Here is a 16,168-nt window from a genome sequence, read left to right on the forward strand (position 1 = left end):
CGTTACACCTTAGATGTCGTGATGATTTTAGACATGACAGTAATCGTTGGCGTATCCGTAAGCATCGTGCCTAAACGATCAAAATCACCTATATTTTTACGCCAAGCAATATATTCATCGAAACAAGCGGTATCTTCCCATTCTTCGAACAAAACCAAAGAGTTTTCAGACAGATCTTTTTGGTAAAGCTCCGCAGAAAGGTTGCCGTTAAAAGTGCGAGTATCCGGCAATATTTCGTTAAAAAACTCAACGATTTCTGCTGCTTTCTCTTCAGTATGACTCAATGTAAATTGCACTAAAATAGTCATCATTCTCTCCGTTTTCTTGTTTTATTGAGGTACGAAGAGAAGCTTACTTGTTTGTTAAAATAGATAAATACAGTAATATTTCAAATATAGTTCGATTTAATGAGACAATAAATCACAATGAAAAACGAATTACATCGCATGCAAGTATTCGCACAAATTGTAGAATCCGGCTCCATAACCAAAGCGGCCGATAAACTCAATCTCTCGAAATCAGTCGTTAGCCATCATTTACAAGGACTTGAACAACACCTTGATGTGAAATTGCTCACTCGAACAACACGACGCCAATCTTTAACTGACGCTGGTCAGCGCCTTTATCAACGATGCTTAGAAATGCGAAAATTAATGACACTCGCGGAAGAAGAAGCACGTGAGTCCTGTTCTGATTTTGCAGGCACTATTACCATCACATCCCCACACACACTAATGACACATCTTATTGGTCCGGTAATGTGTGAATTTATGAAAAGTCACCCTCGTATCGAGCCTCAACTATTGGCCAGCGATATGCGCCTAGACCTTATCGATAAGTACATCGATCTGTCAGTCACTGTTGGAGATCTTCCTGATTCAACATCTCGAGCAATAAAACTTGGAGATCTTCAGCAAGTACTATGCTGTCACCCTGACTACCTTAAAAGCGCACAAATGCAGTTGCCAATCACTTCAAGTGATCTCTCCGAATATGACTATATTGCCAACCAGTGGGAAGGTATTAACAGTCAAAGAAGTTTTGAAGTTAGTAAAGGTAAAATGAGCATTTATAAATTCAGAGCAAACCGAATCGGGGATAGTGTCCCAACCATTAGAATGATGACTTTAGCTGGGTTAGGAATTGCATGCTTACCTAAACAAGCAATTGAAGAAGACCTACACAAAGGTACATTAATTAATATATTGCCAGAGGAACGGATACTTAAGGCTCCTTTCTATATCGTGCATAATTTTGGGTTACAAATGCCAACTAGGATTCGTGCCTTCATTGACGACCTAAAATTACACGCTGAGTCTTACTCATAAAGGCAGTACCCTCAAATCTCTAAGAATTAAGAATTAAGAATTAAGAATTAAGAATTAGACCTTACAAAGAACAATGACTTTAAGCCAACCTGCTTTCATGGAAAAACTTTACTTTAAATGGTTATTTTGTAGATTTTATTTCTACGATTTATTGTAATTAAAGACAAAAAGACAAATTTTTTCTCCGACTACCTACTTATACTGTGCCACGTCATTAAGGCGCTACAAGCCTATGATTTAAAATAATTATTAATGAGTAGTCACCATGAATTCGAAGTCGCTAACTATCTTGCTTTTTGTCTCTGTTTGCTTAATTTGGGGAACCACTTGGTTCGCTATGGAAGTGGCATTGCACTCTATCCCACCCATTTTTGCTACCGCACTGCGCTTTCTCCTAGCAGCACCGTTGCTCGCAGTATTAGCGAAAGTCTTTAAACAACCTTTGCTATTTCCGAAGGGCAAGCGTCAATGGCTGCTTATTGTGGCACTGATGTATTTTGCTATTCCGTTCACTTTGATGATCTATGGTGAGCAATACATCTCTTCTGGTTTGGCGTCGATCATTTTCGCGAACATGCCCGTCGCTGTGATGCTGATGTCTGGCTTATTCTTGGGTTTACGATTAGCTAAGCACCAAATATTTGGTTTGGTTACTGCCGTTATCAGCCTATGTTTAATCCTTGGCAACGAAATGCAAATGGGTGGCGATGACTACCTCATCGGCACAATTTGTTTAGGTCTTGCTGTCGCTATTCACGCTGTTATGTATGTGTTGGTTCAAAAGCACTGCAAAGGAATAGAAGTACTGACTTACAACGCTGTACCGAGCTTAATTGCTTCCCTATTCTTGTTCGCAGTTTCAGCGATGGGTGAAAGCGTTAATGTTGAATCCTTCACTTGGGATTCAATCTCAGCCGTGGTTTACCTAGGCTTTGTGGCGAGTGTTGGCGGTATTGTGGCTTACTTCAAATTAGGACAGGTTTCGACACCTTTCCAAGCGTCTATCTGCTTCCTAATTTTCCCTGTAGTAGCACTACTGATCTCTTGCTATATCAATGATGAAGTGCTTTCTGAACAGTCATTGCTTATGATGATTCCTCTGCTTTGTGGCATCTTACTGACCAAAGCACCAAAAGGGATCTTTAAGCTACGCTCTTCGTTAAAAACAGCGAGCAGCAACTAAGTTCTATGAATTTTCCCCAGAAGCTTGCTATGCGCTTCTGGGGTTCTATTTAGCTACTCGTATCGAAGCTTCTACCACACTCCTCTTTGCATACACTCCTATCTGCTTCACCGCGTCCATTCTTTCTCTGCCCGTCACTCATTGATAATGGCAAGCGAATGACATAAAAGTCGCAATCAACTACATTAGAAACACCAATCATTGTCGGCTTCGGTCATAGCCTTCAGCACCCTTCTCCAACAAAGGAATGTCATGAGTACTCCCATCAAGCACATGCGCCTTATCAAAGGTCAGCCCTGTCGTGCGACAGAGTTGTCTAACAGCGACGATGCGTTCTTAGAACCGCACAGACATGAATATTGGGAATTAGTGTGGTGCGTGGATGACCTAGGTAGCCAAAGTATTGATTTCGTCGACTACGCCAACAAAGTCGGGCGGATTTTTACCATCGCACCAGGTCAGGTACATCGCTCAGAACTGGTGGGAGAAAATGCTCGTTTACTGGTATTTACTCCAGGCTTTGTCAAAACCAATCATCGCAACACACAACTAGTCGACACTGTTTTTGCCATGCATCAAAGTCGCCCTCCCTATTTGGATTGCAGTGAGGAAGGCAACCGCTACCTGCTGCCTATTTTCACCATGATCAAAGAAGAGTGTGAGCGAGTGGATAGCGACTGGGATTTGGTAGAATCACTCATGAATAGCTTTTTGCGCTATATATTACGCTTCGCCACCCAATCCTCATTGAAAGGTGAAGTACGCGACAGCCGAGTAAACAAGGTTGTTGATTTGATTGAGCAACACTACGCCACGCACAAACATTGCGAGTTTTATGCGCAAGCGCTGTCGATAACTAACAAGCGCGTCAACGAGATTGTCAAAGCAGAACGAGGTAAAACAGTCACTCAATTAATCCATGACCGAACCATCTTAGAAGCGAATCGAGAATTGATCTTTTCTACCAAGACAATTAAAACCATCGCTTTTGAACTCGGCTTCGAAGACCCCGCCTATTTCAGTCGTTTTTATCGTGGCCAAATGAACGAGTCACCCGCAGAGTTTCGAACTCGATGTGCAGATCGTGCAACATAATGCGCAGATAATCCCTTTTTAGAATCCAGTTAAGTTCGGATAATGCTCCCTCTTTATTTCATCCAATTTGCTGGGAGCTTTCTGGAATGGGCATTAATCTCAAAACCGACCCGATCTCAAAATCCTTTTATCAATATCTTTGGCCCGCACTAACGGGCATGGTGATCAAGTCTCTTTTTATCATGGGAGATGCTTGGTTCGTCGGACGCGGTGTTGGCCCTGATGGGCTTGGTGCTATCGCTTTGACCATCCCTGCTTTTTCAATATTCACCGCCATTGCCATGATGGTGGGCATTGGTGGCGCAGCACTTATGTCTATCGAAGTCGGTAAAGGGAACACAACGTCAGGTCAAACCCTGTTTAGCCAATCCATGCTCAGTACCGCTGTGCTTAGCACCATTTCAGTCAGCATTGCTCTGTATTTTCTAGACGACATGATTGCGTTAATGGGCGCTTCTGGTTACATGGCTGAACTGACTCACGATTACCTGTCTGTGATGCTGCCATTCTTTGTTTTGTACTCGTTAGCTTGGGTCATGTCATGCTTTGTTCGTAACGATACTAACCCAAAACTGGCGACCTACGCGATGTCGATAGGTGCTGTGGTTAACCTAGTTTTGGACTACTTCTTCGTCTTAGAGTTTGGCTGGGGCATGAAAGGCGCGGCCTACGGTACAGCAATTGCTCAAGGTGTTATCACTTGTATTCTATTAAGCCACTTTGTACGTAGACAAGGCACCTTGGAAATGAGCTTAAAAGGGATTGGTTTGAGCAAACTGCCAAGCATCCTAAAAATAGGTACGCCGACATTCTTCATTGAAGTAACCGCAGCGATGACAATCTTATTGTTCAACTACGTGTTGCTGCATCAGTTTGGTGAGAATCATATTATCGCCTATGGCTTAACGGCAAACGTCGGGGTATTCGCCCTGTTTGTGATGGTCGGAATAGCTCAAGCCTGCCAGCCAATCATCAGCTTTAATCATGGAGCCAACCAACCAAACCGCATCGAAGCAATTTTTCGCTTAGGTTTAAAAAGTGCAATTGGTAGTGGTTTAGTGTTTATGGTTATTGTGTACCTGTTTGCACCTCAAATAGCAGCCCTTTATCTAGGTGCTTCAAGTGACTTGATTGGACTTTCAGCTACTGCATTGACGTTCTTCTTCTTTGCTGTACCACTGATGGGAGTCAACTTGGTGATCGCCAACCTGTTTCAGGCAACGGCAAAACCCAAACAAGCAACACTGATATCTCTTGGACGTGGCTTCGTCTTCGTCGCATTGGGTATCGTCATTTTACCTAAGCTATTCCCAGAACAAGGTATTTGGGCAAGTATTCTGTTCGCCGAGACCCTAACCGCGATAGTCAGCCTCAGCATGTTACGCAGCTACAAGAAGCGCTTTACAGGCGCTTTAGAAAAAACAAATGGCATAGGAAAACAATCCGTTTAGAGTCGCTTCTTGACCAGCAAATAGCACATACAAAAAAGCTCCAATATCGCTATTGGAGCTTTTTATTTGTCTCTACCTAGAGTTAACGCCAGCTAAACATCCGCACTTCATTACCTTCTTCAGGTGTCTTAGGAATGTTCAAAGACAACGCTAGAGAAACCGCCGCCATTGCCGCACCAATGTAGAACACCGTTGCAGGCGAAGAGAGCCAAATCACACCAAACACGACAGGGATAACAACCGCAGCAATATGATTGATAGTGAAAGAGACACCGGCGGTTGATGCCATGTCAGCAGGGTCTGCAATTTTCTGGAAGTAGGTTTTAATCGCCAAGGCTAACGCAAAGAACAAGTGATCGACCACATAAAGCGCCGCCGCCCATTCAGCACTTTGCACCAAGCCATAACCCACAAACACACCGATCAAGCCTACATACTCAAAAATCAGTGCCTTGCGCTCACCAACCACACCGATAAACCGCCCAATACGTTTTGCGAATAAGAAGTTAAACAGGTAGTTAATTAGGAATAGTAGCGTTACGTCGGCTGCAGAATAACCGAACTTCTCTACCATCAAGAAGCCCGCAAACACCGTGAAGATTTGTCTTCTTGCTCCGCTCATGAATGTCAGTGCGTAGTAAAGCCAGTAGCGCTTTCTTAGCACCAATTTCTTATTTTGTTGAGTCTTAGTTTGAAACTCAGGAAAACCAAAAGTCATCACCAAAACCAAAACAAAACCGATACTGCCAGTTATGCCGTATACCCAAGCAAAGTCGAGCTTTAGTTGCTCCAACATCACCCAGATTGATCCATAAGTTATCAACGATGCCAGTGCTCCGACCGAAATCATCTTGCCCAACATCTCTGGTGCTTCTTCTTTGCTCAGCCACTGCAACGACAAAGATTGCTTCAGCGTTTCAAAATAGTGAAAGCCTGTCGACATCAAAATTGTAGTCAGCAATAAGCCAGTGAGTGAAGGGAATAAACCAGTAATCGCGGTTCCCACGGTTAGCATGGCTAGCGATATCAACATAAAGCGCTGCTCACGAATGAAAGCCAACACAAACACCACGGTAAACGCCAAGAAGCCAGGGATCTCGCGAACACTTTGCAATAAGCCAATGTCAGCACCATCAAAATTCGCTTTTTCAATCACGAAATTATTCAGTAAAGCCATCCAGCTCGAAAACGCGATAGGTACAACAATCGAAATCAGTAATAAAAAATTTTGCGGCGTCTTCCAGCTCGCGGTCGATGCACTCATGACAGCTAAATCCTAAATAGTAATCCAGTATCATACTCTGGTTTTATATCGATTAACAAAGGATTAACTTTCGTTTTGTTGGTGTCTATGGCGGCTATTCATATCAACAGAAGGAAAAGGTGAAGAGGAAATAATAGGCAGTTACATGAATAGAGATAACATCCTTAAGAAGGGAAGAAACCTCCCTTCTTAAGGATGGGAGTCGTTAAAGACCTTTGTAGAAGGTCACCCACTCACCTCGCTCTAAACCGCTCACGTGTACCCCTGAAATACCACTAGAGGTCGTTGCATTGGTCGGTAAAAATGACAGATTTACATTTTTGAACTGATCGGAGGTTTCACTTCCTATCCCAGTTTGAGAAAGAATGTACCCCAAGTTCGTTGAGCTCCAGCTTGAGTTTCCGCTATCTTCCCATTTTTTGAGAAGCTCTTTGGTCACCAGTTGGCTGCCAACTTTGAGTGCTGGGCCACTAATGTTTCGGAACTGATAGTAGTCAGCACCAGAAGAGGTTACCGCAATAACCTTTTCTTCCAACACGTACAAAGATTTAATGGCATTGCTACTCAGAGCCTCTTGTACAAGTAAGGTTCTTGTCATGTTATCAACGATATACAGAGAGTTCGCCGTTGTAATGGCGCTGGTTTTTCCATCTCGCGATGTCGCAATCTTGCTAATTTCAGCATCGACGCTCAGCTCTCCAAGTACGGTTTGTTGTATCGAGTTAGATACCCACTCAACCTTATTACTATCCAACCCTAACAGTATTTGCTGATTCGCGACAATATTGGCTGTTTTAAGGTTTAACTTATCAACGGTCATCTTAGTCGAAAGGTTAGAGGTATCAATAATTTCTGCCGCTAAATTGCTGTTTGAAAAGTAATTCTTATAGACAATCAAAGCTTCACTTTCGTCATAAGATGGCATGACTTGAGGTGAGGAAGCTTTCAACGCGTGACTCCAGCTTTTCATATCTAGTTTATTAGAACTTAGCGATTTGAGCTCTTGCTGTGAGTATATCGAGCTTCCGGTATTTTTAATCGCTAATAACGAGCCGCTTTGTAACAAGGGAACAACTGCCGCAAAGTTATCGTTAATGCACGACTCACTTGAGTTTGGCTGAACCGCAGGGTTAGGTTTTGGTATAGGTGGAAGTGTGCCCCCACTGCGACTGCTGTATGTATCAATGGCAAAAGCCTTTGCGCCAACATTTTTGTCATTGGAACCATTGAGGCTCGTGAGGAAAACACCATTAGCACCTTGGCTATTACAAATATCACTCGCTGTCGGTGAAACGTAAGCGGTCGGCTTGTAAACCTTGTAGGCTTGAACACCATTTAACGCCGGTACTAACTGGATGATTTCATTAGCATCTACCGTTGTTTCCCCACCACCAGTACCACTTCCGTGATCGCCATCGCCATCGCCATCGTGGTCGTCATCGTCATCGTCATCGTCATCGTCATCATCGTCGTCGTACGAACGGATACTAACCAAACCAGAAACTGCCTGAGATGCAGGGTCGCCATTGACTGTCACAGGTTTATTGCGTGACGTACTATCAATCTGCATAACCACATCGTTTGCCGTAACAAACACAATCTGGCTGTTCGCAGGGTTCAATGCAATCGACTTAGCTCCGTACAGTTCTGGTACTGACTGGGAACCTCTTACCACCAATGAATCTTCAATTTGTAGATGTCTAGAAACCGATCCTGCGACATCAACGGCAGATAAATCTAAAGTCTGATGCTCTATCATTAGATCCAGAGCGTGAGCAATATTTGTGTAAGAGGCTTGTTTACCGTCGGTTTGTGCCTTTTTCAACGATTTTAGCAACACATTAGACAGTTCTTTGGGGCCATACGTTGTATCTAGCAAGCTAAAATTGATGCCGACATGATCACCCAATTTACTTTGAAGTGATGCTTTTGCTTGTTCAATATCGTTGCTTACGCTGGGGTTAAACATCATCTCACTATGAATCAAGGTCGTGAAAGGTGTTACCAATTCCATACTGGGAGAGGCGGTCAAAATTGCACCATCATATTGCCTCTGTTTCGCGTACCCAGAGACCACTTCAAGCTGCTTCTCTTGGTCACTACATACGCCATTCAGATCTGCATCAGCACATACTAATGAACCTTGATAAGCATAGCCTGAAGCAGACGTTCCAACAGAACTATTTCCGTCCGAACCTCCACCGCAGCCAGCGACCATTAAGACACTAGAGATAGCTAGTGATAATTTGCATATTAAAAATTTATTGTGCATTTTTCGACCGATTCACCTAGTTTATTATTGAATTGATAGTATTTAATTTTGCTATTAAATCACTTAACGAAATAAAAGATCAAATGATATTGATAATTACTATCATTTAAATTAATATTCTCTGCCTTTCTTATGGGTAATTTATAAATTATTTGGAGTTCAGGTGGTAAGAAATCCATACAAGTTAATGAGTGTTTCACTCGTTTCCACACTGCTAATTGCTTGTGGTGGAGCAGAGTCAGACCCTAAGCTTAAACAGTCACAAACCCAGCCAAATTCTCAGAATGTTTCAGGCATAGCTTTGGATGGTTATTTGCACAATGCGAAGGTTTGTTTAGACAAAAATAGCAATGCTATGTGCGACTCTGCTGATGGAGAAATTGCCACCACAGACGCCGAAGGACGATTTCAGCTAGACGTCGACAATGACGCTACTCAATACCCAATATTGGTCGAAGCGGTTGCAGGCGTCACCATCGATATGGATTCACCAAATCAGCCCATTGAATCCGGCTTTACGCTAGAAGTGCCGAGTAACAATTCGGATGTAATTAGCCCAGTGACCTCTTTGATTGCCAGTGTGTCGAGAACCAGTGGTATCAGTTTTGATGCAGCATCCCAGCTTGTTGCCAATGACTTAGGAATCGACAAACAACTGGCTATTGGTGATTACTCCGCCTCTAGCTCAGCTAAAAGTCGCGAAGTACATATGTTTGCGCGCGGCGTTACTCGCGTACTTCAAGAAGCACAAATAGCCTCTGTGGACGCAGGTGTTGACCAAGTAAATGCTCGTAAAGGTGCAATGTATAAATTGGCCGAACTTGATTTGGCAGAATTTAAAGCCAAGACAGATTTACTCTCTCATGGAGCATCTGGAACCGACAGTGCATTGAAGCAACTTGGTAAGGAATACCGAGATCAACTTAAGGTCTCCCAAGAAGATGTCGATGGTAATGAAATCATCGCTAAGCCTCCCGCTCCCAAACATGGTCAAGTCAATGATGCATCAGACACCTTCAATTGGCAGTTTGTGCGTGGCTTCAACCAAAACACAGACTACGAGTATTCATTAGATTCCGGTAAAACTTGGGCAACCGTGATTCGTAAACCGATTGTTGTTGGAAAACAGGCGTTCGAAAAAGGAGTCGTTCAAGTTCGAGTGGCCGCATCTAGCGCTCGTAATACGCCAGCAGGCAAACCGATTCTTTCAGATAAAGCATTCACCCTGACCACAGTTCCTGCGGCACCAGCCTGGGTTACAGTGAATAACGCACTCAATCAGTTTGACTGGGCATTTATCGACTCGTTTAATGAGCTAGACCTTTATGAATACTCATTAGATAACGGTTCGAGTTGGACAAAAGCGACTGAAAAACCACAGAACATCCGAGATCTCGATATTCCTCTTGGACACCTAAAAGTTCGTGTTGCTAAAGATGATTCTCTAGGTCACCCAACCGGTTTAAGTGCAGCTTCAGAAACATCGATGACGGTAACCCCAGTACAACCAACGCAGCCAGTACTGGAATTTGCTGATGACAGCACTAATCAAATCAATTGGCTTTGGGTTAACGGATACAACGCTCCGTCTTTCTACGAAATTAATCTAGGTAGCGGTTGGAAAGACGTGACCACACTGCCTTATCTCGTTGGCAATGTTTCACTTCCTGCGAACTCGATTTCGGTTCGCGTTAAGTCAAATGCATTGGATGCACGCCCTGCAGGCGTTCCATTGGTCATTAGCTCTGCATTCACTCGCTCAGAAAGCCAGCCTGTATCGCCAACCATGCCAATTGTCGATGACGCTGAAAACTCGTTCGCATGGACAGACGTTGAAGGATTTACGGGCAGTGACTACTACGAATACTCTTTAGACAGAGGCATTACTTTTAGCCCTGCAACTAGCAATCCACAAACTATCCCAGATGAGGCTTTTTCCAAGGGCCAAATCTGTGTGAGAGTCAAAGCAGAATCTGATCCTCAACATGATCCTGGTGAAGCGCTATGTTCAGACAAGCTTTACTCAGTTACTCCTGATAAGCCTGTAGCACCTACATCACCAATATCTCACGATGGGTTAGACACATTTGATTGGACGTTTGTAGGCGGTTTTTCAGAAGCAACGGATTACGAGATCAATGCGCTCAACACAGGCTGGACAGTCGTTACCACAAAGCCATATCAGCTAAACGACCAAGCTTACGCCGTCGATTCAATCCAAGTACGAGTTAAACGAGATCCGGTTACTGGCCGCCCTAGCGGTTCAGAGCTTACCAACAATATTCCGTTTACCGTTCGCCCATCAGCGCCAAATGCTCCAACAGGTTTAGTGGTTAACGACACAGACAACACGCTCGATTGGGCATACTTTGGCGAATTCACTCAACCCGAGCACTTCGAAGTAACGCTTGATTCCGGTTCAACTTGGACAAGAGTGACCACCAAGCCTATTGCTATTGGCAATGTAGACAAGAACATCGCTGAAGTGCAGTTACGAGTGGGTAAAAACCTTACCAATGGTATGCCTCATGGTACGGCCACGCCAACAACAAAAGCCTTTACCAAGGTGTTTGAAATACCAGCTCCAACCTCACCTGAGATTGTGAATACTTTCACAGGCAGCAACCCAGTCAACACGAATGGACTTCAGTGGGCTTACTTAACCGCCAATGTTGAGGGGCAATCGGTTCGTTTTGATCAAGCCGAATACTATGAGTTCACCAATGATAAAGGCCTCACTTGGCACCCTGTCGTTTCGAGACCTCAATTTATTGGCCCTGAAGCATACGACAAAGCTAATGTCGGTGTCCGATTAAAAAAGAATGCGAAACAAGGTGTATCGAACTCAATCAGTGACACCCTTTGGGCTACAACGGCTAATAGCCGCTTCACGGCATTAAAATTTGTACCGATGAAAAACCGTTCGCAGGCCGCTGATTTTAGTTACGGTGGCTCATGGAATACCTACTCCCTAAATTGCATTGCTGAATACGATGATAAAGGACAAGGGGAACCGACGTTTTGGGCGGAACGATTCTCTTCAGAAATCGATACTGTATTCGATAAGATCACAAAGGTAGATGATTGTGGTATCGCAGGTTGGACGCTTCCAGACACCAATGAAGTGATCACGCTATCACAGCGAGACCCTGCGACACTGCCATCAAACCTAAGAAGCTACTTAATATCGAATCAAGCACAAAATATATTAGCGGATAAGAATGGCGCCGCTGTCACTATAAACAAAGGTCAAGAATCTGTTGAGCAGTATTACAGTAAATACGCATACGCTAAATGGCAATTGCCATCAGGGCCTCAGCTGGTAAGTGACATTGATGCTTCAACAACATCTGTTGACACCCTACTCAATACACAAAACTCAATTGTAAAAGGGGCCGAGGCTTACCTAACAACATGGTTAACGAACAATCAGAAAAAAGCGCAAAGCTACACCGCCTTAGAAACGCAAGCGCAAGCAAAAGCTGTTGAACTGGCGGCCTTTACTAAGCCATGGCTCGACGAATTGAATACAGTGACCACGAAGCTCACCATTTACGAGTTTCAAGTCTCTGTTGCTCAAAGCCGCACTGATGCAGAGAGCCTTGAGTTCGTTACCAAAGTAAAAGCTTACAAAGAAAAAGCTGCGAAACTACAGCAAAACTCGAACGGGTTAAATGTACTAGTAGAAGGCGCTAAGTTTGCTCAGAAAATGGCTTTCACCCAGAAAAGCTCGGTGATGCTAACCGATGCCACAAGTGCGATAGGCTCAGCTTCATTGGCTTCAGAACTGCATCAGGCAAGTTTGGATCTCTACAATGCCATTGCCGTATTAGAGAGCCAATATGCGCAAGTCGCTGACTTCATTACTCAGCTGAATACCGCGACCAACGGAATTGGCTCTGAGTTTGATTCGCTCATGGCTCTATATCAAACATTTATCAAAGAGATGAACACAACAGCCACACTCCACGATCTCGCTCAGTCTAAAGTGTTAGCAAAAGATGGACTAAAACAAGCGGCAGACAATGGATTTAGTGTTTCTCAAGCCAACGCAATGGTAAGTAACCGCTTCGCCAAGTTGGATGAACTAGGAAACTACCTACCAAATGACACGACCTATCAACAAGGTTGGCGCTGCGTTGAAGACACGCAAATTTCAGGAAAACGTCGAGTATGGGCACTACTTAAAGATGGACTACCGCATGGGGCAGACGATCTTGCTTATGATGCTTCATCGGCCGGATACGCCAGCATACTAGGCAGCAACGAATTACTCGCTAACGCTAATAACAATAAGCTGTGTGGTTTTAGTGACTGGGAAGTTCCGCACTTAGCGCAGTTGCTGTCGATTAACACCAAAGCTGTCGAAGGTTCAAATTCAAAAATGACCTTGGATACAGACGTATTTCCAAATTACTTGGGACTAAAGCCAGAGTACGACAAGTCTTACTTTGATGGTGGAACCACGTTTTATTACTGGTCTAGTGCAGCAAGCGGTGATCAACAATACATCACGAGTTACGACACTAAGGAAAGTAGCCAAACCCTAACTAAAGCTCGTACCGATGGTTCTGAAGACAAAGTCGTCTTAGCTCGATTATTCAGAGAAAAGTCTGCTAATTATCAGTATCTAAATGCGCAAGGGACGGTGGTAACCAATCGACAAAATGCAGTGTGTGCTCAAGACACAGACAGCAACTTGGTTTGGCAACTCTTCTCTCGAGGTGATAGTAGCCGTTTCAAGAAATACGTAGATATTGCTCCTCTTATCACCGCACAAAATACCAAGAGTATTTGTGGCAAAGCCAATTGGCGTTACCCGACAAAAGCTGAACTCTATAGCTTATTGCCACTTAACAACGAAGTATTTGAGTTCAACAACGCTACCGGCGGCAGTTACCACTACTACATCACCAGTGACGCAGCACCTTATGGCCGCTTCAAAGGATTAAATATGACGACGATGGCGGAGAATGAAGTATCTACAACGAGCTATTCGTCAGCTTATCTATATCGATTAATTGCAGACTAACGACACTGTTACTTATTACCACAGCAGCCTCAGCTGAGGCTGTTTTCATCAAGGAAACAAAAACATGTTTAACAAGAAAAAGCAGCGCGGCGCGGCCGCTATCGAGTACGCAATTCTCGCAGCAGCAATGTCAGTGGTTTTACTCAATTTTGTAGGTGGCAAGAATGGCGATCTAACCGAAGCCATTACTGGCGCGTACCAGACTGTCGTCGAACAGCTCGAAGACGCTCAAAAGTCAGAATAAGTCCGTTTACCGTAAATTAAAGGAATAGTTATGACTGCCAAGCGACTCATGTTGCTGTCGTTATTTTGCTCGGTGCTCGGATTATCCGTATTACTGTTGAGTCAAACCAATAACGAGTCTGCGAGCACCTCTGTATCGGCTACAGAGCAAACTATCAAAGTGCTGGTTCCAACTCGCACTATCGAGATAGGCCAAACCTACACTCCAAACTCGTTTCGATGGAAAACTATTCCATTGGAAGAGTTGGAAAATTACATCGACTACGTGACACCTAAAGATATTTCAGCCGACCACACGATGTCAGGGCTAGCACGCACCAAGTTAGTCAAAGACTCCGTGTTATCGAAGGCTGACATTACAGAACCTAAAGGGGGCTACTCACTCTCATTGAAGTTGCAACCGGGCTATCGCGCGATTTCGGTTCCTGTCGATCAAGTCACGTCAAACTCAGGCTTTATTGAGCCGGGCGATCGAGTGGATATTCTCCTACTCGGCTCACAAGATGGTGAGCTGCTACGTTATGGAAACTCATCTCAAGGATTGTACGTTACAACGATAGTGCATGATGCAAGAGTCTTGGCATTCAACAACAAGCAAACGGCAGAGTCTTATCAAAAGGCTCGGGAATCTACTGGTTTCGAAAATGGTATTCCTGAAGACAGCAGTGTCTCTTTAGAAGTGACACCCGAGCAAGCAAACCAAGTGGTACTTGCGAAACAGTTAGGAAAGTTAACGCTTGTATTGCGCGGGCAAAACGAGACTCAAGATCAACCTCAACACGCAAATGCAGTGACGCTGAAAGTCATTTCTCCAGATACAACTCAAGTGCTACCTGACGTAGGTTTAGTGGAATTTAGAGCCGACAATAAAACTGTTAAAACTAATACTGGAGCTGATAACAATGGCTAATATCTGTCGTTGGTGGGGTGTTCTCCTGCTTTCAAGCCTATGTGTCTCTTTTGCATCTGCAGCATCAACATTTGATGTCACGATCAATGAGGCAAGAATGATTCGCTTACCAGAAAAAGCGAAATCCATTTTCATCTCTAGCACCCATATCGCTGATTACCAAACCTTAACCAATACTAAGGTGATGATATTTGGTAAGCGAGCTGGCAGCGCTACGATCACCGTTTTGAATGAGCAAGAGCGCGTGATTTATACCAATAAAATTCGCGTGACGCACAACAGCCGCGAGTTCAATGAACTGGTCAAAAATAAATTCCCTGAAGCCTCAGTAAACGCGGAATCTCTTGGCGGAAAATTATGGCTTAAAGGACGCGTTCCTTCTCCAATGATGGCACACAACATCGTGTCGCTAGCGAAAGGCTACCTATCCCCTATCGTGGGTTCTACCCAACAACAAGAGAACTCAGGTTCAGAGGGCAACAATAGCAACAGCAATTCAGCCAATCAAAATCAACAAACTCAACCCAATGATGATGAGCTGATCAATCAGTTGGTTGTCACCATGCCAAATCAGGTCAACATTCGTGTAAAAATCGCTGAAGTATCGAGAAATGTATCCAACAAATTGGGGATAAAATGGGGTTCGATCGCTGGTGGTGTAGGGCAATTTTCATTTTCAAAGCTGCCTAACGTCAGTAGCTGGGGCAAACCGAGTATTACCGCTCTAATTGATGCGCTAGCGACTAACGGCATGATGTCTGTACTTGCTGAACCTAACTTGACGGCGATGTCAGGTGAAGACGCTGAGTTTCTTGTTGGTGGGCAAGTACCGCTACCACTGATTACGGCTGACACCACTCAGATTGAATACAAGGATTTCGGTGTGAAACTGAATTTCACGCCGACCGTGCTCAGCCAAAACCGCATTAGTTTAAAGGTGAACCCAGAAGTCAGTAACGTCTCAATCGAAAGCCAACAAGTGATACACGGAACTAACTTCCCTTCTTTTACCACTCGTAGCGCCTCTACCACCATTGAATTGGCCAGTGGGCAGAGCTTTGCTTTAGGCGGGTTATTAAAATCGGAAGACATCGAACAGCTACAAAAAGTACCTCTTATCGGTGAAATACCTGTCCTCGGTAGCCTATTCCGCTCGACTGAATTCACTCGTAGAGAAACCGAACTGATCATCATAGTAACCGCGTACCTGGTGCAACCGACTCGTTCGGATTCAATGCCACTTCCAACCGATGGCTTAATCCCGTTGAGCGATGTTGAACGTTTACTTGCATGGCCAAGAAATCAACAAAAAGCATCACATAATCAAGCGACTTATACCGACAACCAGAAGCCTCGCTTACTGGGTGACAACGGGTTCTACTACTGAGGA

General features: G+C 44.1%; 11 protein-coding genes. 8 read left to right on the forward strand and 3 right to left on the reverse strand.

From position 1 onward, the window contains the following. Nucleotides 1-2: 2 nt before the first annotated feature. Nucleotides 3-311: a putative quinol monooxygenase gene (locus IHV80_RS24915; protein ID WP_192891427.1), complete on the reverse strand. Its 309-nt coding sequence runs from the start codon at nucleotides 309-311 to the stop codon at nucleotides 3-5. Nucleotides 312-425: 114 nt separating this feature from the next. Between IHV80_RS24915 and IHV80_RS24920 the strand changes: the two genes are divergently transcribed. The 4 genes from IHV80_RS24920 to IHV80_RS24935 all read left to right on the forward strand — a co-directional run bounded on the left by IHV80_RS24920 (nucleotide 426) and on the right by IHV80_RS24935 (nucleotide 5,057). After that, on the forward strand, nucleotides 426-1,328 hold the full coding sequence (locus tag IHV80_RS24920; RefSeq protein WP_192891428.1) for a LysR family transcriptional regulator: 903 nt from the start codon (nucleotides 426-428) through the stop codon (nucleotides 1,326-1,328). Between the two features lie 265 nt (nucleotides 1,329-1,593). Further along, nucleotides 1,594-2,511 (forward strand): DMT family transporter, encoded by a 918-nt coding sequence (locus IHV80_RS24925; protein ID WP_192891429.1) that lies wholly within the window; start codon nucleotides 1,594-1,596, stop codon nucleotides 2,509-2,511. Between the two features lie 252 nt (nucleotides 2,512-2,763). Further along, entirely contained in the window at nucleotides 2,764-3,606 is an 843-nt protein-coding gene (locus tag IHV80_RS24930) for a helix-turn-helix domain-containing protein (protein ID WP_192891430.1), read from the forward strand. 86 nt (nucleotides 3,607-3,692) lie between these two features. Next, nucleotides 3,693-5,057: an MATE family efflux transporter gene (locus IHV80_RS24935; RefSeq protein WP_192891431.1), complete on the forward strand. Its 1,365-nt coding sequence runs from the start codon at nucleotides 3,693-3,695 to the stop codon at nucleotides 5,055-5,057. Between the two features lie 82 nt (nucleotides 5,058-5,139). Here the strand turns inward: IHV80_RS24935 and IHV80_RS24940 are convergent, their stop codons facing one another. After that, nucleotides 5,140-6,321, reverse strand: coding sequence for an MFS transporter (locus tag IHV80_RS24940; protein WP_192891432.1), 1,182 nt, complete (start codon nucleotides 6,319-6,321; stop codon nucleotides 5,140-5,142). Between the two features lie 205 nt (nucleotides 6,322-6,526). After that, complete coding sequence (locus tag IHV80_RS24945) at nucleotides 6,527-8,539, reverse strand: hypothetical protein (protein ID WP_192892222.1); 2,013 nt, start codon at nucleotides 8,537-8,539, stop codon at nucleotides 6,527-6,529. A 241-nt stretch (nucleotides 8,540-8,780) separates the two neighbouring features. Between IHV80_RS24945 and IHV80_RS24950 the strand changes: the two genes are divergently transcribed. The 4 genes from IHV80_RS24950 (at nucleotide 8,781) to IHV80_RS24965 (ending at nucleotide 16,165) form a co-directional block, all read left to right on the forward strand. Next, nucleotides 8,781-13,625, forward strand: coding sequence for a DUF1566 domain-containing protein (locus IHV80_RS24950; RefSeq protein ID WP_192892223.1), 4,845 nt, complete (start codon nucleotides 8,781-8,783; stop codon nucleotides 13,623-13,625). Nucleotides 13,626-13,689: 64 nt separating this feature from the next. After that, a complete protein-coding gene (locus IHV80_RS24955) occupies nucleotides 13,690-13,869 on the forward strand; it encodes a Flp family type IVb pilin (protein WP_192891433.1) in 180 nt (59 codons plus the stop codon). Nucleotides 13,870-13,899: 30 nt separating this feature from the next. Then, nucleotides 13,900-14,778 carry a Flp pilus assembly protein CpaB gene (gene cpaB / locus IHV80_RS24960; RefSeq protein ID WP_192891434.1) on the forward strand — a complete coding sequence of 293 codons (879 nt, stop codon included), beginning with the start codon at nucleotides 13,900-13,902 and terminating at the stop codon, nucleotides 14,776-14,778. Further along, the gene (locus IHV80_RS24965; RefSeq protein ID WP_192891435.1) at nucleotides 14,771-16,165 is read left to right on the forward strand and encodes a type II and III secretion system protein family protein; all 1,395 of its coding nucleotides are present in this window, start codon (nucleotides 14,771-14,773) and stop codon (nucleotides 16,163-16,165) included. The genes cpaB and IHV80_RS24965 overlap by 8 nt, the downstream gene beginning before the upstream one ends. Nucleotides 16,166-16,168: the final 3 nt, after the last annotated feature.

Source organism: Vibrio bathopelagicus (assembly GCF_014879975.1).
In the GTDB taxonomy this organism is placed as follows: domain Bacteria; phylum Pseudomonadota; class Gammaproteobacteria; order Enterobacterales; family Vibrionaceae; genus Vibrio; species Vibrio bathopelagicus.